Genomic DNA, 22,841 nt, shown 5'->3' with positions numbered 1-22,841 from the left:
GGAGAAAAGTGGAGTTCGACGGAGCGAACGAACGGAAGGCAGTGGCAGTTCCCGTTGGAAGATTCGGCGCAAGTTCCCAGCAACCCGCGACGTGCTGCCAGGCAAACGTGCTCAATAACATCCATCCCTAATGAAGCGTGAGGAGAGGGGAACCGACTATGCATAGCGAAGGCGGCAGTTCCAGCAGTACGTTCGAGGAAATGAAGGAAGGCGCGAGCCAGATCGGCGGCGCTGCGGTGGACGCGGTCGGCGCGCTGGTGACCTCGGTCACGACGGCGGCGTCGGACGCCAAGGCCGCGGTCGAGAACACCGCCAAGAAAGTCGCCAAGAAAGCGGCGAAGGCGCGCAAGCAGGCCGCACGCAAAGTGCAGGCGGTGGTCGCCAAGGCCAAGCAGGCGATCAAGCCGGCGGCGAAGAAAGCCGAAGCCAAGACGGCCGCTGCGAAGACCGCGGTGAAGAAGGCCGCCAAGAAAGCCGCGAGCAAGGCCAAGGTCGTGAAGAAGGCGGTCAAGAAAGCGGCCAAGAAAGCGGCCAAGAAAGTCGCCGCCAAGAAGCCCGCCGCGAAGAAGGCGGTGAAGAAGGTCGTCAAGAAAGCCGCGGCGAAAAAAGCCGTCGCCAAGAAAGCCGTGAAGAAGGCGGTGAAGAAGGTCGCCAAGAAAGTCGCGGCGAAGAAGGCCCCCGCCAAGAAAGCGCCAGCCAAGAAAGCTCCGGCCAAGAAGGCCGCGAAGAAGGCAGCGCGCCGCAGGTAATTCCACGGCAGGAAGCGCCATCGGCCGACCCGCGGCGGCCGGCCGATGGCCAAATCGCCTTGCGCCGCAACGGAGATACGCATGGCCACCAAACGCACCACGCTCTACAGCAGTGCCGGCAAGAAGCTCTATGCGGTCCGCAACGCCGACGGTTCGTTCAAGGACATCCAAACCTACGAACGCGCGCACCGCGCCGACATGGCGCACAAGAGCGCGGCCGAGAAAGCCACCGCCGCGAAGAAGAAAGCGGTGAAGAAGCCGGCCGCGAAAAAAGCGGCTGCGAAGAAGTCCGCCGCCAAGAAGTCTGCCGCTAAAAGACCCGCCGCGAAAAAAGCCGCGGCCAAGAAAGCCGTGAAGAAAGCGCCGGCCAAGAAGGCGGCGAAGAAGGCGGTCAAGAAAGCCGCCAGAAAATAACCCCGCCGCCGCGCGCCGCCGCGAGTTCGCGCGGCGCCGGCAGCACCGGCTCCGGCCATCCATTCCCCGAGGTCGCCCGCCCGCAGCCAACGCCGCGGCCCGCGACCCGTTTCCAGCCCGCAGTGAGCGCCATGAAAATCAGCAAGAAGATCAAGTCCTACAGCGTCGTCAAACCCGAAGAACTCAGCAAGATCGTGCCGCCGGCCGAAGCGCCCGAGAGCGCCCCCGCCGTGCCGATGGCCGAAGTCATTCAGATGCACGAAAAGGTCGAGCGCCCCGACACGCTCATCGGTGCCACCTACAAGATCAAATCGCCGCTGTTCGAGCACGCGCTGTACGTCACCATCAACGACATCGTGCTCAACCCCGACACCCCGCACGAACTGCGCCGCCCGTTCGAGATCTTCATCAACTCGAAGAACATGGACCACTTCCAGTGGATCGTCGCCCTGACCCGCATCATGAGCGCGGTTTTCCGCAAGGGCGGCGACGTGACCTTCCTGGTCGAAGAGCTCAAAGCCGTATTCGACCCGCGCGGCGGCTACTTCAAGGCCGGTGGCGTCTACATGCCGAGCATCGTCGCCGAACTCGGCAGCGTGATCGAGCAGCACTTGAAGATGATCGGCCTCCTGCAAGACCCCGAACTCGACGAAGCGCAGCGCCGCCTGATCGCCGAGAAGCGCGCGGCCTACGAAGAACGCTCAAAAAAAAACTCTGACCTGAGCGGCGGCGCCGCCACGGCGCCTTCCGAAGAAGCCTCCTCGCGAACGCGAGCTTCCGCTTCCTTCTCCGATAGCCTCGCCGGCGCCGGCGCCGAAAGCGCCGCGAAGGACACGGCCGCCGCGTTTCCCGTCGGCGCCACGCTCTGCCACAAGTGCAATACGAACGCCGTCATCATTATGGATGGGTGTGCGACTTGCTTGAATTGTGGGTATTCGAAGTGTGGGTAGTACAGATTGGGGATAACAATGGGAAGGCCTAGTCGCGCTGTAGTATTCGCCGGAGCAGGTGCATCGTGCGCAGTAAGTTCTGCGAAGTACCCAACTACCGTTGGCTTCTATAAATCCTTATCCAAAGAGCTTCTTAGCAACAAATGGTTAGGTCATTTTGAGCCTAATCTTTCGAAGGTATTCGGCGCAGGGGAGCCGGATATTGAGAAAGTTCTCTGGGTGGCATCGCAGTATCGAAACTGGCTTCGTTCTATTCGCACTGATTCGCATCCGGCCAGCTGGAGTATCCCCAACAATATGATTGCTCAGTTAGCTGGGCGCAGTCAGGAGAATGTTGGCTATTTCCCTACCATTGCGGATGGTACGGTGATGCAGCTGGATACATTAATCGATCGATTGCAAGCGCAGGTATACGAACTTTATGCGCAGGAGCCAACTACTGACGAACTGGGGAAGTCTTGGGTCCCCTTATTAGAGAGGCTGGCAAATAAGTTCAGTGTCGTTGATGTTTTCACCACAAATTATGACTTGGTCGCAGAGGCTGCGATTACAACGGCGAATGTTCCCATACATGTCGTTAGATCCAGACAGGGATGGGATGCGAAGTTAGATTTTTCTCCGTGGGAAAGTGCAGAGTTAAAAACAGGTGGGTTGCTAACAAAGCTGCATGGTTCCGTGAATTGGGAGCGAAAGCATAATGATATCTATATAGCTGCTCCACAGTATAGGGGAAATCATTCACTGCATTGTATTTTATACCCTGGATTTAAGGGGGAGCCCACGGACCACCCATTTGTTTCGTTTCACTCATATTTACTGAGATCTATTGCGGCGGCTGATCTTGTAATATTTGTTGGATTTGCATTTAGAGATGAATATATCAACACATGCATTAGATCTGGATTAGGGTCTAGTACGCCTGTGGCCATAATCGATACTAGGAAGGATGTTTGGCCGCAATTTACATTGCCAACGCCTAGTCCATTGCTCGAATTTGACGAGGGTTTCTCAAGGGCGTCAATTACAAATCTATTCCGTCGCATCGGGGCATGATTGCAGTGCAGAAAAATGGATGGCATGGTCAAAGTAACTTTCTTTCGCGAACTGACGGTCGCTTCCGCGCCCATTCCTGATCCACCAAGTCGCCTAAGCGTGCCTAGACGCTGTTCTTAAGAACTCTTTTGAGCTGGCCACCCCTCGCATGACAGAGCAGTCGCCAGCCCCATCACTCGCAGATTCCTCGCGACACGCCCGCAAACCGTGGCTCGCGCTCCTGCTGGCTCTTGTCTCGACGCCCTTGGCGTTCATCTATGTCGGCAGACTCGCTCTGGGCGTCGTGCTGCTGGTCGTGCTGCTTGGCGTGGCGTTCGTATTGGGCCAGGCGGGACTGTTGCAGTCGTATCGCGGGTTCTGGTTGCTGATCGTAGTCGGCACGATGTTTTTTGGCGCTTCGATCGGGTTGCCCTGGTGGTTTGCGCGCAAGCAACGGATCGCCTTCACGCCGCGCTGGTACAACCGCTGGTGGGGCTATCTGCTCGGCTGGCTGATCATGGCGCTTCCGTTCTACTGGATGGTCGAGCACCGCGAACAGGTGTTCGGCTACGCGAGCTATCGCATCCCTTCGGGCAGCATGGAACCGACAGTGGCTCGCGGCGACATGGTGGTCGTCGATACGCGCGCCTCGACCTTGGCCGCGCTCAAGAACGGTGATCTCGTCATCACGGAGTCGACGGAAAGACCGGGCCAACTCTATTTGCGCCGCATCGTCGCGATGGGGGGACAGCACGTGTTGATCGACGAGGACGGCACGCGAGTCGATGGCGTTCTGCAGCCAAGAGACCATCTGCAAGGAAGCGACATCCCGCCGCGGATGGCGCTGAGCTTTGCCGATGTTCAACTGGAGCCGGATCAGCTGTATCTGATGGGCGACAATCGAGGCAACAGCCTAGATAGCCGCTGGGAGGGACCCAGCGAGCGAAATCAGCTGCGCGCCAAAGTCACGGCGATCTGGTGGTCCGAGTCGCCAGGGCATCGCGGAGATTTGCCCAAGCCTTGATGCATGCCCCCAAACCCGAACCAAAGCACAACTTCTCGAGCCATGACCAACGAACACGTCTTCATCACCACCGACGTCACCTTTCCTCAGGACGTCCTCCAATCGTCCAATGCCGTCCTCGTCGACTTCTGGGGCGAATGGTGCGCTCCCTGCAAGGCGATGGCGCCGATGCTGGAACAGCTCGCGGCCGACTACGACGGCCGGCTGAAGATCGCCAAGCTTGAAATGGACAAGAACCCGAAGACCGCCATCGCCTACGGCGTGCGTGCGGCGCCGACGATGCTGCTGTTCAAGGGCGGCAAGGTGCAGGCGACGCAGACCGGGCTCGTCTCGAAGGCGCAACTCGCCAAGGTTATCGACGCGGCGCTCTGAGTCGGAACGCGCTGTCGCAATCTTTCTTCTCTCTTTCTCCTCTTGCCGCGAATCGGTTGCGATGTCGGGCGTTCGTCGCTTCGTCGCGCGCTTAGGTTCGCGCTCGCGACCAAATTCGCACTAGGTGAGCTCGTGACAAGGGGGCTCGCTGTGGTCGTCGCAGCGTAGCGCCGTGCTCGGCGCGTCAAGGCCAAGCCCTTCGGGCGCGCTGCGCGCGGCCTTGACCCACCTGCGCGCGGCGCTGTGGGGAATCGCCCACAGCGATCCCTTCGGACCGCGGGCGAACGGAGAATGGCCATGTACGACGAACTCACTCTGCAAATCCAAGAACTGCGCTACGCGCTCTCGCGTCACGTCCCCGCGATGAAACGACAAGTCCGAATCGAAACCGGCTACGGCTCGGTCGAGTTCTACGGCACGCAAGCGCGCAAGATCGCCGCGTTGTGCGAGGAACTGTTGCGGCGGCGGCTACAGCGCGCCGAACGCCAAAGTGGGTTGCCACGCTAGCGCATCGCGATCACAACAGGCGGCTTGGTGCCGCCTGTTGCTTTCCTCGTGTCGGCAAGCAAGCGACCCATCTTGCAGAGGAAGGCGACAGATACGCGTGGCTCGAAAGCCGATAGAAACGATCTTCCTACGGACTCACCCAGCAACCAACTCAGCAATACCAAGGCTCTTCCATCACGAATTCCCAGCCGAGAATCTCTGCAATCGACTCGAAAATGGCGAGCACAGCCTCCGGCTCCCCGGAAGCGCTTACTACGCAGGCGATGAAATTGATCTGTTCCGGAAGCACGCCGGTGGAATGCCACGAGTTCGGGGCATGGGTTTTCAGGGCGGTAAGGGTGAACCAGACCTCCGGGTCGGTACCGGACCAAGTATCTCCGTCCGTCCTGGTCAAGCCTTCAAACCGTGCGAGAGTTTCCACCAAGCCCTTAGCCGGCATGCCGGTCGAGCCAGCGCATGGTTTGATGTGCGCGTACCAGTACATCGATTTTCCCCGTAATCCGCTGCTGCGAGTGGTCAGAGATGATCGATCGGCGGCGAGCGAGCCGATATCGTGACAGTCATCCAAGCCCATCCTGCCAGCGCGACGGAGCATCTGCCATGTGGACAGCAAGAACCCGAGCGCCAACACGATCCAACTGAGTAACGACCCTGCCGGCACGGTGGTTGGTGGCGCTGGAGGCGCAGCGACGAAGGTGTAGTCGAAGCGGTCGTTGTCCGGATTGATGTCTTGGTCGTTGGAACTCCTCACGGTCCAGCGCGTGTCGAAATTCTCAAAGGTCGTCGGCAAGACCTGTAGGCGATAGGTGCACGTCCGCGACTCGCCCGCTGGAACGGCATCGAACCAGTAGGAAAACATGAGCGTGATTCCACCGCCGGGCAGCCCCGGGATGTACTCGCTTTCTTCCGCATAAGCGGAGCAACCGACGGCCGGCTCGAACAGCAAGAACGGTGGCGGTCGCGAAACGATGTCGTAGGGCTTCTCGTACACGATGATGTCGCGTTCATCGGGCAGCACACCGCCCGCCGTGTCAGGGCCGTCGTTGTGTACCGTCATCGTGACGGTTGCGATGCCGCCAGGAACAAGCGGCTCGGGTGTCGTTCGGACGCTGACCGACAGATCTACCCGCGGCTCCATCCCCGCATGAGCCGAAATCGTGAATAGGCCAAGCGCACAAGCAGCGGTAGATCCTGCGCGCACCCACATCAAGCGCGAGCGGCCGACGTTGCCCGCACCAGCGCTATGCTTTTTCCGCACGACAACGCTCGCGTCTGCCCGCCAGCAGCAGTCCAAACCCAAGCATCAGCCAGCCCCACAGCGATCCCATCGGCACGCTAACCGGCGGCGCAGGCGGTGCGGCAACGAAGGTGTAATCGAAGCGATCGTTGGATGGATTGATGTCGTCATCGTTCGACGAGCTGGAAACCACCCAGTTGGTCGCGAAACTATCGGTGGTAGAGCGTAGAAACTGAGCGCGATAGGTGCAGGTTCGTGACTGGCCAGCCGGAATAGCATCGAACCAGTAGGAATACATCAGGGTGATTCCACCCCCCGGAAGGCCTGGGATGTACTCGCTTTCCTCTGCATAGGCCGTGCAGCCAACCGACGGTTCCGGGAGAAGGAACGGCGGAGGGCGGGTCAGGATGTCGTAGGGTTTCTCGTACACGATGATGTACGGCTGGCCTTGCAACACATCTCCCGCGGTATCCGGACCTGCATTGAAGACGGTCATCGTGACGATAGCGCTGCCTCCCGGCAGAAACCTCTCCGGGGTCACCGAAACGCTGACCGAAAGATCGATTTGAGGGCGGCCGCCTGCCAAGGCCGATGAAGCGCCGAGCGCGCAAGCGAAGATAAGAACAGCGCTCAGATGAGCTCGGCACAGAAAACGCATGGCGCTTCTCTTCAATCCGTCAGTGACGCCGGGACAGACGATCTGGTCGTCAAAGCTTCACTTTTGCTGCGAGCTGCTCCTCGCGCTCGCGTTCATTTGCTTTGCCTTAGGCAAGATCACGACAACGCGGCTCGCGGTGGCAAATCTCACAATGCGCCCAAATCGAGTACAAACGGCTCACATACGCGCACGGGCGCTACGCTTTTACCGTGCCGCAGAGCCAGCGCCTGCCACTCAGCAGCAGTCCAAGCCCAAGTACCCACCAGCCAACATGAGATCCCACGGGTACGCCAACCGGTGGCGCGGGCGGCGCGGCAACGAAGCTGTAATCGAAGCGATCGTTGGATGGATCGACGTCTTCGTCGTTCGACGTGTACGCGAGCCAAAACGTATCGAAGGCCGCTCGTGTCGACGGGTCAACCCGCAGACGGTAGGTGCAGGTTCGCGACTCACCTGGGCCGATCGGATCGAACCAGAACGAAAACAAATAGAAGAAGCGGGGCCCCGGGAAGATCGGCTCGCTCTGCTCTGCATAGGCTGAGCATCCCGTCGCCGGCTCAAAGAGAACGTAAGGAGGCGGCGACGTCGTAATGTCGTAGCCCTTCTCGAGGACAACGATGGTCCTCTGATCCGGCAAGGTGGCCCCAGCGGTATCCGGTCCGTCGTTGCGCACCACCATCGTGACCGTCAAGACATCATCGGGGATGAACGGTTCCGGCGTGGTGCTGACATTGACCGACAAATCCACTTGCGGACGGCCTCCTGCACAGGCCGAGGAAGTGCCGAGCGCGCAGAGCAAGACGAGAACGGCACTGAGATGAGTTCGGTACATCAAACGCATGGTGCGTCCCTTCAGTCAGGAAACGCCTTCTTACTGATCGCATCCAGCCCCGCGACGCCATCGGGGGAGCTGGTTGGCGCCGATGCCCAGGTCTCGCGCAATCTGCGACACGTTCGCGCCTGGCAACCGGGTCGGACCTACCGCTTCGTGCTTGAACTCCTCGCTATATCGCCCGGCTGCACTGTCGCAGCGCTACAACGATCTCAACCGCACCTTCGCCGATGCCTGGCGCGTCACCGACGCTTCGAGCCTGTTCGACTACGCGCCGGGCACCTCCACCGCGACCTTCACCAACAAGGCGTGGCCGCCGGAAGCGCCGGGCCCCTGCGTCGCGCCCAGCTCGCCGCCGGTTACACCGGTGCGTTGGGAAGTGGCGGCCGAAGCCTGCCGCGTGCTGACCGTCGCGAACCATCGCAACAACTGCACCTTCGACGTGGCCGCCACCGGCGAGCTCAGCTTCGTCAAGGCCTATCAGCTCACCGAGCAGATCGACGCGCAGGCGACCAAGACGGACGTTTATTCCACGCAGGATCGGGGAGCCGTCACCCTGGTCGCCGCCGTGCGCATGAAGAAGACCGGGCAGCCTGTCGGTACCGCGACCGGCCAAGCGGCCGGCACGGTGCAGTTCACGCTGGACGGCAGGCCCATCGATGCGTCGATCGTTCTGGACGCCAACGGTCAAGCGACGTGGCGGACACAGCTCGGTGCCGGTGAGCACACGGTCAAAGCGGCGTTCACGCCGGGCACGCAGGTTCCGCTGCTGCCCAGCACCAGCCTCGATACGTCGCTCATCATCAAGAAGATTCAATAGTCGAGTCGGCCGATCGGCGCGTGCCAGCGCGTCGATCGGCCGCTTCGTTCGCGTCGGAGGACGCGAACCCTGCACGCCGCGCGAGCGCCGGAACCTCCGGTTCGCGCGGCGCTTTTTTTCGTCGTCCCGAACCGCGCTCAGTCGCGACCGAGCCGCCGCAAGCTCACCAGTCCCGCCGTCGCGGCCAGCACCGCCGCGAGCCCGAAGCCCAGACGCGGCGCCACCTGCAACGGCAACGCGGCCAACATCAAGGACACGATCACGGCGCCGCTGGTCTGCCCCAGTAGGCGCGCAGTGCCTTGCATGCCGCCCGCCGCGCCGCTGCGTTCGCGCGGCGCGGAAAGGAACATGTTGCGGTTGTTGGGCGTTTGGAAGAAGCCGAAGCCGGCCCCGCACAACGCGATGAACGGTACGAGCAGCGCCGCGTTTCCTGTCGCACTGGGAACGATCGCCGCACCCGCCAGACCGAGCGCGAAGCCGAGCCCGCCGATCGCGCAGAGAACGCCGGTCGACCAGCGATTGCACAGACGCCCGGCGATCGGCGCGGCGATCGCCGTCGCCAGCGGCCATGGCGTGATCAGAAGTCCGGTCGTCAACGGATCGAGCGCGAATTCGTGCTGCAGATAGAACGGCAGCGCGATCAGCGCGATGCTTTGCCCGGTGAAGCAGCAGATCGAAGCGAGCACCGAAAGGCGGAACGAATCGGAGCGCAGCAGGTCGAGCGGAATCAGCGGCGCCCGCCGGCGCCGCTCGCGCCGGATCAGCGCCGCCAGCAGCGCACCGGCCACGGCGAATCCGGCGACGGCGAATCCCGGCTGCGAGACGACCGCTTCCGCCGCGAGAAACAGCGCAGCGAACGCGCCGGCATTCAGCGCGGCACTTTTCAGATCGAGCGCACGCGCCGTACCGGCAACCCGCGGCAGCGCGCGCATCGCCAACAGCACCGCCGCACCGAGCGGAATATTGACGGCGAACAGCCAGCGCCAATCCGCGTTCGACAAGATCAGCGCGCCGATCGTCGGTCCCGCCGCCGAGGTCAGCGCGACCGTCATCGCGTTCCAGCCGATCGCCGCGCCGAGACGGTGCTGCGGCACGGTGAAGCGCAGCAGCGCGACACCGAGCGACATGACACAGGCACCGCCGAGCCCCTGCGCGAAGCGCGCCGCGCACAGCCAGGTCAGATCCGGCGCGGCGGCGCACAGCGCAGAAGCACCGACGAACAGCGCGACGCCAAACACGAACACGCGCCGATAGCCGAGGCTTTCGCCGAGCGCGGCGCACGGTAGCAGGGCCATCACCAGCGCGATCTGGTAAGCGGTGACGACGCGCACCGAAACCGCCGGCTCCACCTGCAGCGATTGCGCAATGGTCGGCAGCGCCACGTTGGCGATGCTCGTATCGAGCACGACCAGCATCGTCACCGCGAGCACGCTCGCGATGGCGAGCAGGCGCCGCGGCTGCGGCAACTCGGCATCGACGTCGCGCAAGGGCGCGACCAGCGTGGCGGCGGCGCTCATGCGCGCGGCCCGACCGTCCACACGCCGCCATCAAAAACGTAGCGCGTGAGGCGGTGCTTCTCGTCTTCGCGCTTGAGATCGCGCTCGGTGAAGCGGAACAACAACGCGGGCCCGTCGGTGCAGCGCGTGTCGTGGATGTCGCCAGGCAGGAACAGCTTGGCGTGTCCCGCGCGCACCGGCGTCGTGTCGCGCCGGACCAGCCGAACGCGCTCATCGTCTTCGATGCGTGCCCGTTCGATGCGCGCGTACGTGCCCATCTCGATCTCGCCGCTCTGCACGGCGTAGATCACCCAGCCGCGGCCGTGGTCGTGCGGCGGCCGATACAAGCCGGCCGGTTCGCTGTGCGCCAGCAGCACGAAGCCGTGCGCGGTGTCGCGGTACAGCTCCGTCTGCGCCGCGCCCTTTTCGAGCAGGGCCGCGAGCCACGGTTGATCGGGCGGTGTTCGTGCCAGGTCCTGCAGAGCACTCTGTGCGGTGGCGGCCAGCTCGGTGCTGAGCGGCCCCCAGCTCGCGCGCATGCGTTCGACGAAGACATCCAAAGCATCGTTGTTCATGGGGTTTTCCTTCGCAGCGGAAAGCCGGCGATCCGGCGTCGGCGGCAAAGGTAGGTGCGCGGAAGCGCCGGCGGAACGCGCGTCGGACGCAAGGAATTCGTGCAGCGGACGCCTTCCATGCCCGTGCTATGTTGCGGCCGTGACACCGCCGGACTTCAATCTGCTGGTCCTTCTCGAAGCGCTCTTGCGCGAGGGCAGCGTGGCGGGCGCCGCGCGCCGCTTGCGCCTGAGCCCCTCCGCCACCAGCCGCGCGCTGACGCGGCTGCGCGAAGCGATGGGCGACCCGCTCTTGGTGCGTGCGGGTCGCACGCTGGTGCCGACGCCGCGCGCGATCGCGCTGCGCGAGCGCATCGGTCCCTTGCTGCAGGAGGTCGAAGCGGTGCTGCGTCCGGCCGCGGCGCTCGATCTGCGGCAGCTCGAGCGCACCTTCACCCTGCGCAATCGCGAGGGTTTCGTCGAAAGTTTCGCGCTCGCCTTGATCGCGCGCGCCGAACGCGAAGCGCCGAAGGTGAAGCTGCGTTTCGTGCCGAAGATCGATCGCGACAGCGCTGTCTTGCGCGACGCCAGCGTGGATCTGGAAACCGGCGTGATCGGCACGACGATCGGTCCCGAAGTGCGCACGCAGGGCTTGTTCCGCGATCGCTACGTCGGCGTCGTGCGCAGCGGGCATGCTCTATGCGAAGGCGTGGTGACGCTGGAACGCTATCTCGCCGCGCGCCACGTGCTCATCTCGCGCCGCATGGCCGGCCGCGAGCGCATCGATGCCGCGCTCGAGGAAGCTCACGCGCAGCGCGAGATCGCGACGATGGTCGGTAGCTTCTCCGAGGCGTTGTCGCTGGTGCGCGGCTCGGACTGGATCGCCAGCGTTCCCGAACGCTGCACGCAGGCGCTGCGCGGTGGCTTGTTCGCGTTTGCGCTGCCGTTCGCCGCGCCCGAGATCACCGTCTCGCTGTTCTGGCATCCGCGCATGGACGCCGATCCGGCGCATCGCTGGTTGCGCGGTTGCGTGCTGGAGGTTTGCCGGCAGCCGCTGTGAAGCGGCACGGCGGCCTTCGACGCGTCGGCTGTTCGGGCGCGGAATCGTGCTGCGAAATCTCGACCACCGCGAGCGGCACTGCGCAATTTGCGCAGTAATCCAAAAGTTCCTTTTCACCGCGACTTCACCGGGCGTTGGCGTAAATCGCCGCACTTCAACGTGGTGGAGGGTGGACATGAAGAAGAACTCGGCCGTTCGGCCGCGCGCGATTCGTACCGTATTGGCCGCTGCTTTGCTGAGCCTGGCCGGCTGCGCGGCGCCGACCAAGGGGCCTGCACCCGACAAGCCGCAAGGCTTCCCCGGCGAAGCGAGCCTGGTCCTGCTCAACGCCACCGTCGTCACCATGAACGACGCGCAGCCGCTGGCGCAAGCGGTCGCGGTCGACCGATTCGGCAAGATCATCAAGGTCGGCAACAGCTTCGAGGTGATGATGCTCGCCGGGCGGCTGACGCAGCGCATCGACGCGACCGGCTGGACCATCCTGCCCGGCTTCATCGATCCGCATTCGCACATGGCCGGCTACGCGATGTTCACCGACATCGACCACTGGCTCGACGTCTCCAGCATCAACATCTACTTCAAGCCGCCGCCGGGCACGCCCGGCTGTCTCACGCCGACCGATCCGCAGCGTTGTTTCATTCCGGTGCAGAACCAGTCCGACGTCGTCGCGCGCCTGCGCAGCGCGGTGGCCAAGGCGTTGTTGAACACGCCGCCGACGGCGGTGCTCGCGTTCAACTACGACCCCTCGCGTCTCGGCCACGATCCGGCCTGCGTGAGCAAGCCCAAGAGCATTTCGTTCGAATGCACGACGTTCGAAAACGGCAATGCGCTGGCCCAGCTCGACGCGATCACCACGGCCGTGCCGATCTACATCACCAGCGAATCGGGGCACATCTCCTACGTCAACACGCCGGCGCTGGCGGCGCTGAACATCTGCGGCACCAAAGGCTCGACCAACGACGACAAGTGCCGCAAGCCGATCATGAACGTCAACGTCGAGACCGCGTTGGCGAATATGGGCCAGCTCGACGAAGACCTGTCGCTGTACGCGACCGGCGTGTTCCAGGGGCAGGTGCTGAAGGCCAACTCCGGCCTCGGCGCCCAGCTGTTGCAGAAGGGCGCCGAGATGTACGCGCAGCACGGCTACACGCTGGCGCAGGAAGGCGCGGCGGGCCTGGGTGAAATGGCGCTCTACGCAGAGGCGACCGCGGGCTGCAAGCGGCCCAACTGCAAGTTCCCGCTGTCGGCGGCGATGATCGCCTACGACAACAACAGCTCCGACTTCGCCAAGACCATCGCCATGGGCGAGGCCGGCAAGGTGACCTTCAAGGACAGTCAGCTGGTGTCGGTGCAGGCGTTGAAGTCGTTCGCCGACGGCTCGCTGCAGGGCTATACCGGTTATCTCAAGGCGCCCTACACCAACGTGTTCCCGCCCTTCACCATCGGCGGTCTGTTCCAGCAGCCCTATGTCGGACTGCCTGACGTGCCACAGTCCGATTTGGCGCTGCGCCTGCGCGCGGCGCACGCAGCCGGCTATCCGATGATCATTCATCAGATCGGCGACGCGGCGATCAGCGACGCGGTCAACGCGGTGGTCTCGACCCAAGACTCGCCGCCGCCGCCGGGCAAGCGCGACACGATGCTGCACGTGGCGATGATCACGGGCGACGATCTCGACCAGCTCAAGTCGGTCGGCACGACCGCGGTCAGCGTGATGTCGAGCAACGTGTATTTCTACGGCCTGCCCGAGTGCCAGATGGTGCTCAACCCGCCGCGCATCCTCAACGTCTATCCGGCGCAGTCGGTGGTCAAGCGCGGCCTGCCGATGACCCTGCACAGCGACAGCCCGGTGGAGCCGCCCTATCCGCTGTTCGAGATCTGGGTCGCGGCGACGCGCAACGTGCAACAGCCGTCGTGGTATCCGAACCAGAACCCGTCCGCCTGCCCGCCGGTGTTCGCCAACAACCCCAACGTACCGGGCGACGAGCGCATCAGCATCCTCGACGGCATCAAGGCTTTCACCACCAATGCCGCGATCCAATACGGCTTCACCGACCGCGGCGCGATCAAGGAGAGCTATCTCGCCGACATGGTGCTGCTGTCGGACAACCCGCTCGACCCGAAGGTGATCGCCAACCCGGATCTGCTCAAGAACATCCGCACGATGGCGACGGTCAGCTACGGGCAGTACTTCGCCAATCCGACGGCGAGCGTGCCGCCGGTCTGGCCCGCCGATTGAAGAAAGGCAGCGTGCGCGCTCGGTGAGAGCGCATCCATCGCGGCGGCAGATTTCTGCCGCCGCGATGTCGTGTGCAACGCTCCAATCAAGCGGGCGCTGACTCGACCGCGCGCGCGGGCGCACCAGCAGCCCGGCGCCAGTCCTTGATTCGCAACGCCGGCTTTTCGACCAAGAACCAGGAAGCCGCTGCGATCGGAAGCAGGAAGACGAGTGTCATAGGGAAGAGCACCAGCGGCTCGCGTGTGTGCGTGAGCAGCACGAGAGTCTGCTGAATCGGCCAAGCCCAGATGTAGGTGCCGTAGGAGAGGTCGGTGTCGCCAGGAATAGGCGGTAGGCGCGGCACGTAAGAAAACCACAGAACGAAGTACGCGATGGTGAGCCAGGTGATCGGAATCGTATGCGAGGAGTTGCGTGCGGCGACGCAGACGATCGCGATGAGCAGCATCAGACCGCTGGAAATCGGGATGTAGCGGCGCAGCAAGCAGGCAATCGCGCCGGCGCCGAAGAAGCCCTGGATCGTCAGCAGATAGGACGGTGCGGCGCCTTGCATCATGGGCCACAAAAGCGCCGCACTGAAGAACGCGGCGATGGCGAGGCTGCTGAGCCAAGGCAAGCGGAACAGGCGCAACAAGCCGGCACCGGCGACCCACAAATACATCGTCGCTTCGACGGTGAGCGACCACAACGGCGTGTTGACCTCGCCGGGGACGATGCTCGTCGTCGACCGGAACAATCCGGGAAGCTCGTTCGCGAACTTCATCATCGATACGCCGTCGATGACGTACCGATACGGATTGTCGGCGCGGCCGGTCGAGAAATAATCGCTCAAGGGTAGGGTGGTCAGCAGCGGACCCAACACGAAGGCCCACAGCGCCAAGCAGACGATCAGCGCAGGCCACAGGCGCAGTGCGCGTGCACGCAGGAAACGCAAGAGATGCGGGCGGCGCGAGTACGACAGCGTGATCAGAAAGCCGCTGATCATGAAGAACACCATCAACCCGGCCGGATGGATCTGCATGCGCGGCAGCACGGCGTTGAGCGGGTCGTAAGGCAGGCTGCCCGCTCCGCCCATGCAGCTGTGGCCGAGCACGACCATCAGCGCCGCCAGCAGACGCAGCTGCAAGATGTTGTCGCGTCCGCTCGCGACGCAGGCTTCCAGTGTTCGCCCGGCGAAGAACGTCGCGACGGTGGCGCGCCGCGGCGTGCGCGCGGGTTCGGTTACCGCAAAATCCCCCACGCCGATGCTCCTCGTCTCACCGATTGCCGCGATGCGGGTCCGCCGCTGCACCCCGCACGCGCGACCCAAGTCGCGGATCATCCTGCAAGCGGCGCCGCCGATGCCAGTGCGGAAGGGCCGCGCCGCCGGTTGCGCGGGTGCGCTTAGTCGTCGCAGCAGCACGGCGATGGCGTCTGGCGGCACGTTGCGGTCGCGAGGTGAACGCCTCGCAACGAGCGCCGTATCGCATTCATCTTCGATAAACCGCCTCCCGACACACTGATTCGCATCGCCGCACCGCGGCTTTGCTGGGGAGTCCTCCATGACTCGTACACCGATGTGGATCTGCCTGACCGCGGCCGCCGCGCTTTCCCTGGGCGCGTGCCAGAAATCGCCCGAGCAGGCGCAGCAGGACGTTGCCAAGGCGCAGGAGAAGGCCGCCGCCGACGTCGACGCGGCGCGCGCGAAGGCGGCCGAGGCGGAAGCCGCCGCGCGTCAGAAGCTCGAAGCGGCGCAGGCCGAGGCGAGCGCGAAGGTGGACAAGGCCAACACGGAAGCGGGCGAGAAGATCAATGCGGCCACCGCGGATGCGAACGATGCGGAGCGCGATGCGAGCCAGGATCTCGCCTCGGTGCAGTCGGACGTGTTCCAGAAGGACGCCAAGTCGCGCCGCGATCTCGCCATCGCCAAGGCCGAAGCCGAGCACAAGGTCGCGATCGAGAAGTGCAACGCGCTGCCGAACGACCAGCGCGGCAGTTGCAAGGACGCAGCCGATTCCGACCTCGCCTCGGCGAAGGCGAGGGCCGATAAAGTAAGGGACGACGCGGAGACCGCGGCGAAGCAGTTGAAGCACTGATCGAACGCGCGCGTCAGCGGATGGGTCGTGGCGCGAACGGCACGACCTCGCACACCGAAGGTGGGCAGCACGACGCCCGCCTTCGGTGTCGGCTCTCCTGAAAAGCCGTACCTGCGCTCGCGACGCTATCCCTCGCCGTCGAAGCCGTCGCGAAAGATGATCCCGCCCGCCCACTCGTAGGCACCGATGTCGATCACGCCGACCACAGGTCGATCCGAACTCGCTGCGGGATGCACGTACTCACGCGTCGGCAACAAGGATCGCCCCGCGCCGCTGCCGGGATCGACGCCACCGTCGACGGCGGCCGTGCCCGGCACGAGGCGGTAGTCGTAGTTCGCGGCGTCGACGAACAAGGCCTCGCTGCCGACGAGGTTGTGGTCGAGCACGGTATCCGCCCGCGAACTCGGCGTGCCGCCGCCGTGGAAAATGTTGTTGCGCGCGATCACCGGCGTGGTCGCGGCCGCACCGATCTGCAGGAAGGTGCCGCTGCCGCGCTGGTTGACGAAGGTGTTGTTGACGACGAACAGGCGGCCGTCGCTGTTCTGCCCGAATCCTTCGCTGAGGTAGTCGAGCATGGCGCCGTTCTGCGTCGTCGCGGGCTGCTGGATCAGGTTGCCGATCACGTACGACAGGCCGCCGTTGGGCAGGTTGATCTCATAGCTTTCGCTGCCGTCGGCCTCGCCGGTGAGGCGGTTGTATTCGATGATGTTTTCGGCGGCGCGCGATTTCAGCAGATGGCCGACCACGGCGTGGTGCGACCAGTTGTAGCGGAACACCAATCGATCGACGTGGCCGATGTAGAGGTTGTGCGAGTAGCCATCGCCGGCGCCGTTGTAGGCGAACACGCTGTGCTCGATGGTGATCGTGCTGCCCGTGCTATCGCCGGCGAGGATGCCGTTCTCGTTGTCGTGGAAATAGGCGTTGCGCACGGTCAGGTTGGTGCCCTGCTGACGGATGCCGGCGCCGTTCGCGTCGGGCACGCGGCAGCCGGACAGCTCGACGCCGTCGACCGTGGTGTCGTCGCCGCTGATGACCCAGATCGCCTTGCCTTGCGCGTTGTTGCCGGCGGCGTCGATGTGCGGCCGGCCGTTGATGCCGCGCAGGGTCAGCCCGTTTTTCGACCAGGCGCAGACGTCGCCGTCGTAGCGCCCGGCGGCATCGATGAGGATGGTGTCGCCGTCGCCGGCCGCGGCGATCGCGGCGCACGGCTTCGCATACATTTGGCCGGGACCGACCTGCAAAGTAGCGGCCGCGGCGGCGAGAGGAAACAGGCAGCACGCCGCCGCCGTCGCGGCATGGCCGGCTCGAATCGTCATCGTTCACTCCCACAGTGGCGAACGCGATCATCGCATCGATAGCGCCGCCGGAGTGCGGCGCTGTCGAAGATGCGTTCCGCTGCGGGAAGCGGACGGCGGTTCCCGCAGCGGATCGGGTCAGCGCCGCGCGGCGCCGTCGAAGCCGTCGCGGAACAGCACTTCCGACACCGTGTAGAGCGTGGTCGTGCCGCTGATCTCGTTGGCGACGGCGATCATCGCTTCGCCGCTGGGGCTGTCGGCGGCCGCAATGAATACGATGCCTTCCGGACCGAGGTCGCCGGCCGCGGCTGGGTCGACGTCGGGGTCGACCGTCACGCTGAAGTCGCGCGGATTGACGTAGCCGGCGTAGCTCACCTCGTACGGATTGGTCACATCGAACGTGACGATGCCGCCGATGCGCTCGAGGCCGACGAAGGCGTAGGTGCGGCCCGACGGCGTGGTGCCGACGGCGAGCGCTTCGGGTTCCGGCCCCTTGTTGTCGCTGCGCGTGTCGAAGCTGCCGTTCGCTTCGTTGTCGGAGTTGAACGCGGTGGGGAAGCGCTCGGCGGTGACTTGTTCGATGAGGTCGCCGCTGTCGTAGACCAGGTTGCCCCAGCGGTCCCAGATCGCCATCGAGCGGCTGCCGAGAATCTGCAGGCGGTCGAGCTTGCCGTCGCCGTCGAGATCGCCGTCGATGGTCGATGCGTTGAGTCGTCCGATCTGCGCGTCGGTCTTCAACGCGGCGGCGTCGGGGAATACGTTCGGATCGAGATCGAGCGAGGAGATGCGCGCGACTTCGCCGCGGTCGTCGCCTTCGCCGGCGCTGGCGTAGAAGGTGGCGCCGCCGGCGGCGAAGGCCGCGATCGAGTCGGGCATGTGCATGCCGAACACCGGCCAGTTGCGGATGTTGATGGCCGGGCCGCCCGAAGCGCCGTCGCGATCGGAGGCGTCGAGACCGCTCGGCACGTCGAAGCTGACGAGACCGAGCTGGATCGGCGTCGGCACGGCGTCCATCGGCACGCTGCCGTCGGGCGGGTTCGGCAGCGGCTGCGGCGCGATGCCGAAGTCGTTGTCGTTGATGAGGGCGAGGCGGCCGTCGGGCAATGCGGCCAGGCCTTCGAGCTTGTCGCCGGCGAAGTAGCCGAGCGAGGGCAGGTTGGCGACCTTGACCTTGTCGACCGCGTGGATGCCGGCGGTGACGAGCTGGTCGGGCGTGTGTTGTTCCAGCGTGAGGCCTGCGATCGGCGTCGGCGCGCCCGCGGCGCGCAGGTTGGTCGCGCCCTTCAGGGTGAACTGGAACAGCATCTTCTTGCCGCTGCGCTCGGTCGAGTCGTCGCGTTCGACGATCGCGAAGCGTCCGTTGCCGAGGTAGGCGGCGTCGCCGATCTTGTCGGTGTTCTGTTCGCGGAAGTCGGTCTTGTCGATGAGGTAGACGTACTCGGCGACGGTGGCGCCGCTGGCCGGGTCGATGCCGAGCATGCGGATCACCTTGGAGGCGTTGCTCGCGGCAGTGTTCGGGTTCGCCAGCGGCGTCTGGATGAACGCGTACAGGATGCCGGCGTCGGTGTCGTAGGCCATGCCTTCGAAGCCGCGGTTGGGGCGCCGCGTCGAGTATTCCGCCGGCAAGGTCTCGCGGCCGTAGTGGCCGGCCGCTTGGCCGCCGAGTGCGCCGGTGCCTTGCGGCACGAAGCGGTCGAGCAGCACGCCGGCGATGCTGAAGTGATAGATCGCCGGGCGATACTCGTCGACCATCCAGTACGAGCCGTCCGGTGCGATGGCGATGCCTTCGATGTCCGCGCCGAGCGGATCGAGCGGCAGCGGCTTGCCGAACAGGTCGACCGGTTCCTCGTCGACGCCGTTGCCGATGTTGGGCAATCCGGTCATCGGCGTGCTGCCGTTCTGCTGGAACAGCGGCAGCTGCTGGCCGAGCGTGATCGCACCGCTGGCCGGGTCGAGGCTGAAGCGCACGATGCGCGGCTGGTAGCTGGGCAGCACGAACGGCCGTTCGAGCACCGCATCGCCGTCGACGTTGCTCGGTTCGCCGTTCGGGCCGCGGTCGGGCACGGTGACGAATTTCAGCGCGCCGGTGGCGCTGTCGGTGCCCTCGAACCACAGGCCCGAGAAGCCGCCCAGACGGATGGTCTGTCCGGCCGGCGTGGTGCCGAGCGTCGGCAGTTCGGGGAAGGTGTAGGTGTTCACGCGCGGCAGGCCGCGCGAATGATCTTTCAAGCCGGCGGCGACGATGTCCTTGATGCTCAGCGTTTCCAAATCGATCACCGCGAAGGCATTGGCCTCCTGCAAGCTGACGAAGGCGACGTCGCTGGCGGGCGCGGTGGCGATGTATTCGGGTTCGAGGTCGACGCTGGCGGCGCGGTTGGGGAACAGGCGCACTCCTCTCGCACGCAGCTCTGCTTCGCGGCCGTCGAAGGCGTCGAAGCCGAGCGTCGTCGCCACGCCGGCGCTAACACCGCCGGAGAGATCGACGATCGTCACCGAACCGGGCGGATCGACGTCGCCGACTGGCTCGCCTTCGTTCGCCGACATCACGTAACGGCCGTCGGGGCTGAAGCTCACGTGGTCGGGCAGCACGCCGGCGGTGAAGGTGCCGAGGTGCTGGCCGTCGGCGTCGAACAGCGCGATCACGCCGGGCTGGGTGCCGTCGGCATTCGGGATCGCGGCGGCGAGCACGCCGTTCTTCACGGCGACGCTGGTCAACGATCCGCCGTACGGCGCGACGTCGATCTGGAACAGGAGTTCGGGTGCGTCGACGTCGGCGACATTGAGCACGTCGATCTTGTCGAGCGCACCGTTGGTGACGAACAGGCGCCGCGTCGGCGCATCGTAGGCGACGATCTCGGCACCGGCGACGGTGCCCGAGGCATAGCTGCCGCGGCGGACGAGTTCGACCGCGGCCTGGGCCTGGCCGGCGCAGAACACGGTGAGGGCGACGAGCACGGCGCGGGCGAGAGGGGATCGGCGAAGCATCGGTTCTGTCCTTAGAGGGTGAGAACCGCACATTGGACGTGGCCGAGGTGACGTGGCGCTTGCACTTTCGTTGCGCGCGCGTGCGGCGGCGCTCGTGCGAAGACGTCCCGATCGCCGACCTGGCCCCTGCCGGCGCGGTTTCGCGTGGAACCGGATGCATCCCGAACGGATCCGTCCATGCGCTCGTCCCGATTTCTTTTTGCCGCCCTCGTCCTCGTCTGGCTGCCGTGCCGCGCCGGGCTGATCGAAGTCAACACCGGCCAAGATCAGTTCGGCGAGGACCCCGAGCACTGCTCGCTGCGCGAAGCGGTGCAAGCCGCGCGCACCGACACCGCGTTCGGCGGCTGCGCCGCCGGCACCAGCACCGACCTGATCCAAGTCGGCACCAATCTGCTCGGCTACAAGATCACGCGCGAGGGAGCCGGTGAGGATGCCAACGCGAGCGGCGACTTCGACGTCACCGGCAGCGGCACCATCGCCGTGGTCGGCGCCGGCGCCGGCCGCAGCGTGATCAGCGGCAACGGCGTCGACCGCATCTTCCACGTCAACATGGACGCGGCCGCGACCTTCATCGTCAGCAACGTGACCTTGAGCCGCGGCGATGCCGGCAACGACGTGGGCGGCGCGATCTACGCGCGGCGCGGTCGCGTGCGCGTCACCCAAACCCATCTGACGCGCAACGCGGCACAGCGCGGCGGCGCGATCTTCGTCTACTCGGGCGCGCTCGAGGTGTCGATCAACAAAAGCTCGTTCACGCGCAACGTGGCGAGCCAGTTCGGCGGTGCGCTGGCCAGCGTCGGCACCTTCTCGCTCGAAAGCAGCACGCTCGCCGAGAACGTCGCCTCCGACTCCGGCGCGCTGTATTCGCAAGGGGTGTCGGCGCGGCTGAAGAACGTCACCGTCGCGTTCAACTCGGCCAACCAACGCGGCGGCGCGAACTTCACCGCCGGCGACACCACCATCGACAACTCGATCTTCGCCTACAACTCGGTGATCGCCGACGGCGCGCGCGCGGCGTCGGATCTCTCGTGCAGCAGCGTGCACTCGCTCGGCTACAACCTGTACCAGCGCAAAGCCTGCGCGTTCTCGCCGGCGCCGCCGAGCGACCAGCAGGCCGATCCCTTGCTCGGCACTTTGGTCGATGCCGGCGACGGCGTACCGGTGAACCTGCTCCTGCCCGGCAGTCCCGCGGTCGACAGCGGCGCGCCCGGCGACTACGACGGCGAAGGCGCGCACTGCACCTCGACCGATCAGCGCGGCGTCGGCCGCTCCAACGGCTGCGACCGCGGCGCCTACGAGCAGCGCTACACCTACACCTTGAACAGCACCGCCGATGCGCCCGACGCCAACGTCGGCAACGGCATCTGCCAGAGCACGCTCGGCGGCTGCACCCTGCGCGCGGCCGTGCAAGAGGCCTCCGCCAGCAACGCACTGGCCGTGATCCACGTGCCGCCCGGCGTGTACGACGTGAACATTCCCGGCCGCGACGAAGACGAAGGCGCCAAGGGCGATCTCGACTTGACCGGCCTCGAGCACGCGCCGCGCATCCTGGTCGGGCATGGACCGGACCGTTCGATCATCCACGCACAAAGCGGCGACCGCGTGTTCGGCACGCCGAGCGGCTCGTCCTTTCAGGTGCCGATCGGCTTGTTCGGCCTGCGCATCAGCGGCGGCAACGCGCACAAGAGCGACGTCAGCTGGTCCGAGCGCGGCGGCGGCATGCTGTTGTTTCCCGACGGCTACACCACGATCGACAACGTCTGGTTCGACGGCAATTCCGCCGATGGCGACGGCGGTGGCCTGTATCTGATTTCCGACGGCGGCAGGGTGCGCATCACGCGCAGCGCGTTCACCCGCAACACCGCGCGCGACGGCGGTGGCGGCGGCGTCTTCCTCGCGCAAGGCAATCCGGTGCTGGTGCGCGACACCTTGTTCGCCGACAACAGCGCCGGCGATTTCGGCGGCGGCCTCGCCACCTCCAATTCCAGCGATGTCGAGATCGCCTACACCACCTTCACCGGCAACCACACCGCGCGCAGCGCCGGCGGCGGCTTCGCGGTCGATCGCAACACGGTGCTGACGGCGCTGCTCTCTTCGGGCAACAGCGACACCGGCACCGACAATTCGAGCCCCGACTGCGCCGTGGTCGGTGCAGGAGCGGCGATCTCCAAGGGTCACAACGTATTCGCCGACGCCACCTGTCCGCTGTCGGGCGACCTCGACGGCAATCTGATCGGCGTCGCCGCGCCGATGTCGCGCGTGAGCCTGCTCGGCCGGCCGATGCCGTGGAGCGCGCCGCAGCCGGACAATCCGGCGGTGAATCATGCGCCGCTGTGCCTGACCGCGAGCGGCCTGGTCGACGCCTTCGATCAGTTCAGCAGCGAGCGTCCCGGCGACGACGGCAGCGAGGACGCCTGCACCAGCGGCGCGATCGAAGGCGCCTCCGATCTGATCTACGCCGACGGTGCTGAAATGGACTATCCGGGCGAATGATCGCGCGCGCTCACGTCATCATCATCGCGGCCACGAGCTAGCCCATTCGCTGGCT

At 65.0% G+C, this 22,841-nt stretch carries 21 protein-coding genes; 12 read left to right on the top strand and 9 right to left on the bottom strand.

Going from position 1 to position 22,841, the window contains the following annotated elements; translation table 11 throughout:
* Nucleotides 1-158 precede the first annotated feature (158 nt).
* The 7 genes from AC3QL3_RS18885 to AC3QL3_RS18855 all read left to right on the top strand — a co-directional run bounded on the left by AC3QL3_RS18885 (nt 159) and on the right by AC3QL3_RS18855 (nt 5,048).
* Nucleotides 159-749: a hypothetical protein gene (locus AC3QL3_RS18885; RefSeq protein ID WP_492895661.1), complete on the top strand. Its 591-nt coding sequence runs from the start codon at nt 159-161 to the stop codon at nt 747-749.
* Nucleotides 750-830: 81 nt separating this feature from the next.
* Nucleotides 831-1,163, top strand: coding sequence for a hypothetical protein (locus tag AC3QL3_RS18880; RefSeq protein WP_492895660.1), 333 nt, complete (start codon nt 831-833; stop codon nt 1,161-1,163).
* Nucleotides 1,164-1,294: 131 nt separating this feature from the next.
* Nucleotides 1,295-2,113 carry a TSCPD domain-containing protein gene (locus AC3QL3_RS18875; RefSeq protein WP_492895659.1) on the top strand — a complete coding sequence of 273 codons (819 nt, stop codon included), beginning with the start codon at nt 1,295-1,297 and terminating at the stop codon, nt 2,111-2,113.
* Between the two features lie 18 nt (nt 2,114-2,131).
* The gene (locus tag AC3QL3_RS18870; protein WP_492895658.1) at nt 2,132-3,166 is read left to right on the top strand and encodes an SIR2 family protein; all 1,035 of its coding nucleotides are present in this window, start codon (nt 2,132-2,134) and stop codon (nt 3,164-3,166) included.
* 244 nt (nt 3,167-3,410) lie between these two features.
* Complete coding sequence (gene lepB, locus AC3QL3_RS18865) at nt 3,411-4,169, top strand: signal peptidase I (RefSeq protein WP_492895657.1); 759 nt, start codon at nt 3,411-3,413, stop codon at nt 4,167-4,169.
* A gap of 42 nt (nt 4,170-4,211) precedes the next feature.
* On the top strand, nt 4,212-4,541 hold the full coding sequence (gene trxA / locus AC3QL3_RS18860) for a thioredoxin (RefSeq protein WP_492895656.1): 330 nt from the start codon (nt 4,212-4,214) through the stop codon (nt 4,539-4,541).
* A 297-nt stretch (nt 4,542-4,838) separates the two neighbouring features.
* Nucleotides 4,839-5,048, top strand: coding sequence for a hypothetical protein (locus AC3QL3_RS18855; RefSeq protein WP_492895655.1), 210 nt, complete (start codon nt 4,839-4,841; stop codon nt 5,046-5,048).
* Between the two features lie 151 nt (nt 5,049-5,199).
* Here the strand turns inward: AC3QL3_RS18855 and AC3QL3_RS18850 are convergent, their stop codons facing one another.
* From AC3QL3_RS18850 to AC3QL3_RS18835, 4 genes are all read right to left on the bottom strand, one after another.
* Nucleotides 5,200-6,105 carry a hypothetical protein gene (locus AC3QL3_RS18850; RefSeq protein WP_492895654.1) on the bottom strand — a complete coding sequence of 302 codons (906 nt, stop codon included), beginning with the start codon at nt 6,103-6,105 and terminating at the stop codon, nt 5,200-5,202.
* A gap of 184 nt (nt 6,106-6,289) precedes the next feature.
* A complete protein-coding gene (locus AC3QL3_RS18845) occupies nt 6,290-6,943 on the bottom strand; it encodes a hypothetical protein (protein ID WP_492895653.1) in 654 nt (217 codons plus the stop codon).
* 196 nt (nt 6,944-7,139) lie between these two features.
* Nucleotides 7,140-7,784, bottom strand: coding sequence for a hypothetical protein (locus AC3QL3_RS18840; RefSeq protein ID WP_492895652.1), 645 nt, complete (start codon nt 7,782-7,784; stop codon nt 7,140-7,142).
* A 30-nt stretch (nt 7,785-7,814) separates the two neighbouring features.
* Nucleotides 7,815-7,910, bottom strand: a complete 96-nt coding sequence (locus tag AC3QL3_RS18835) for a transposase (RefSeq protein WP_492895651.1) — start codon at nt 7,908-7,910, stop codon at nt 7,815-7,817.
* Between the two features lie 25 nt (nt 7,911-7,935).
* Between AC3QL3_RS18835 and AC3QL3_RS18830 the strand changes: the two genes are divergently transcribed.
* A complete protein-coding gene (locus tag AC3QL3_RS18830) occupies nt 7,936-8,595 on the top strand; it encodes an Ig-like domain-containing protein (protein WP_492895650.1) in 660 nt (219 codons plus the stop codon).
* Nucleotides 8,596-8,732: 137 nt separating this feature from the next.
* Here the strand turns inward: AC3QL3_RS18830 and AC3QL3_RS18825 are convergent, their stop codons facing one another.
* Nucleotides 8,733-10,112 carry an MFS transporter gene (locus tag AC3QL3_RS18825; RefSeq protein WP_492895649.1) on the bottom strand — a complete coding sequence of 460 codons (1,380 nt, stop codon included), beginning with the start codon at nt 10,110-10,112 and terminating at the stop codon, nt 8,733-8,735.
* Nucleotides 10,109-10,666: a hypothetical protein gene (locus tag AC3QL3_RS18820; RefSeq protein ID WP_492895648.1), complete on the bottom strand. Its 558-nt coding sequence runs from the start codon at nt 10,664-10,666 to the stop codon at nt 10,109-10,111. The genes AC3QL3_RS18825 and AC3QL3_RS18820 overlap by 4 nt, the downstream gene beginning before the upstream one ends.
* Before the next feature lie 139 nt (nt 10,667-10,805).
* On the opposite strand from AC3QL3_RS18820, the gene AC3QL3_RS18815 reads away from it, so the two are divergent.
* Nucleotides 10,806-11,702: a LysR family transcriptional regulator gene (locus tag AC3QL3_RS18815; RefSeq protein ID WP_492895647.1), complete on the top strand. Its 897-nt coding sequence runs from the start codon at nt 10,806-10,808 to the stop codon at nt 11,700-11,702.
* A gap of 175 nt (nt 11,703-11,877) precedes the next feature.
* Complete coding sequence (locus tag AC3QL3_RS18810) at nt 11,878-13,941, top strand: amidohydrolase (protein WP_492895646.1); 2,064 nt, start codon at nt 11,878-11,880, stop codon at nt 13,939-13,941.
* 85 nt (nt 13,942-14,026) lie between these two features.
* Here the strand turns inward: AC3QL3_RS18810 and AC3QL3_RS18805 are convergent, their stop codons facing one another.
* Complete coding sequence (locus AC3QL3_RS18805; protein ID WP_492895645.1) at nt 14,027-15,178, bottom strand: acyltransferase family protein; 1,152 nt, start codon at nt 15,176-15,178, stop codon at nt 14,027-14,029.
* Nucleotides 15,179-15,479: 301 nt separating this feature from the next.
* On the opposite strand from AC3QL3_RS18805, the gene AC3QL3_RS18800 reads away from it, so the two are divergent.
* Nucleotides 15,480-16,013, top strand: coding sequence for a hypothetical protein (locus tag AC3QL3_RS18800; RefSeq protein WP_492895644.1), 534 nt, complete (start codon nt 15,480-15,482; stop codon nt 16,011-16,013).
* A gap of 125 nt (nt 16,014-16,138) precedes the next feature.
* Here the strand turns inward: AC3QL3_RS18800 and AC3QL3_RS18795 are convergent, their stop codons facing one another.
* Together AC3QL3_RS18795 and AC3QL3_RS18790 are read right to left on the bottom strand one after the other, a co-directional pair.
* Nucleotides 16,139-17,329 (bottom strand): right-handed parallel beta-helix repeat-containing protein, encoded by a 1,191-nt coding sequence (locus AC3QL3_RS18795; protein WP_492895643.1) that lies wholly within the window; start codon nt 17,327-17,329, stop codon nt 16,139-16,141.
* 117 nt (nt 17,330-17,446) lie between these two features.
* A complete protein-coding gene (locus AC3QL3_RS18790; RefSeq protein ID WP_492895642.1) occupies nt 17,447-20,293 on the bottom strand; it encodes a choice-of-anchor I domain-containing protein in 2,847 nt (948 codons plus the stop codon).
* A 177-nt stretch (nt 20,294-20,470) separates the two neighbouring features.
* On the opposite strand from AC3QL3_RS18790, the gene AC3QL3_RS18785 reads away from it, so the two are divergent.
* Entirely contained in the window at nt 20,471-22,786 is a 2,316-nt protein-coding gene (locus tag AC3QL3_RS18785; RefSeq protein ID WP_492895641.1) for a choice-of-anchor Q domain-containing protein, read from the top strand.
* Nucleotides 22,787-22,841 lie beyond the last annotated feature (55 nt).

Source organism: Dokdonella sp. GW821-FHT11D02 (assembly GCF_058808595.1).
This window is presented reverse-complemented; position numbering and strand designations above follow the sequence as displayed.

Coding starts and splice junctions, on each gene's coding strand:
- AC3QL3_RS18785 (WP_492895641.1), top strand. CDS start 20,471: ATGCGCTCGTCCCGATTTCTTTTTGCCGCCCTCGTCCTCGTCTGGCTG.
- AC3QL3_RS18790 (WP_492895642.1), bottom strand. CDS start 20,293: ATGCTTCGCCGATCCCCTCTCGCCCGCGCCGTGCTCGTCGCCCTCACC.
- AC3QL3_RS18840 (WP_492895652.1), bottom strand. CDS start 7,784: ATGCGTTTGATGTACCGAACTCATCTCAGTGCCGTTCTCGTCTTGCTC.
- AC3QL3_RS18880 (WP_492895660.1), top strand. CDS start 831: ATGGCCACCAAACGCACCACGCTCTACAGCAGTGCCGGCAAGAAGCTC.
- AC3QL3_RS18825 (WP_492895649.1), bottom strand. CDS start 10,112: ATGAGCGCCGCCGCCACGCTGGTCGCGCCCTTGCGCGACGTCGATGCC.
- AC3QL3_RS18800 (WP_492895644.1), top strand. CDS start 15,480: ATGACTCGTACACCGATGTGGATCTGCCTGACCGCGGCCGCCGCGCTT.
- AC3QL3_RS18850 (WP_492895654.1), bottom strand. CDS start 6,105: ATGACGGTACACAACGACGGCCCTGACACGGCGGGCGGTGTGCTGCCC.
- trxA (WP_492895656.1), top strand. CDS start 4,212: ATGACCAACGAACACGTCTTCATCACCACCGACGTCACCTTTCCTCAG.
- AC3QL3_RS18870 (WP_492895658.1), top strand. CDS start 2,132: ATGGGAAGGCCTAGTCGCGCTGTAGTATTCGCCGGAGCAGGTGCATCG.
- AC3QL3_RS18885 (WP_492895661.1), top strand. CDS start 159: ATGCATAGCGAAGGCGGCAGTTCCAGCAGTACGTTCGAGGAAATGAAG.
- AC3QL3_RS18820 (WP_492895648.1), bottom strand. CDS start 10,666: ATGAACAACGATGCTTTGGATGTCTTCGTCGAACGCATGCGCGCGAGC.
- AC3QL3_RS18875 (WP_492895659.1), top strand. CDS start 1,295: ATGAAAATCAGCAAGAAGATCAAGTCCTACAGCGTCGTCAAACCCGAA.
- AC3QL3_RS18810 (WP_492895646.1), top strand. CDS start 11,878: ATGAAGAAGAACTCGGCCGTTCGGCCGCGCGCGATTCGTACCGTATTG.
- AC3QL3_RS18795 (WP_492895643.1), bottom strand. CDS start 17,329: ATGACGATTCGAGCCGGCCATGCCGCGACGGCGGCGGCGTGCTGCCTG.
- AC3QL3_RS18845 (WP_492895653.1), bottom strand. CDS start 6,943: ATGCGTTTTCTGTGCCGAGCTCATCTGAGCGCTGTTCTTATCTTCGCT.
- AC3QL3_RS18855 (WP_492895655.1), top strand. CDS start 4,839: ATGTACGACGAACTCACTCTGCAAATCCAAGAACTGCGCTACGCGCTC.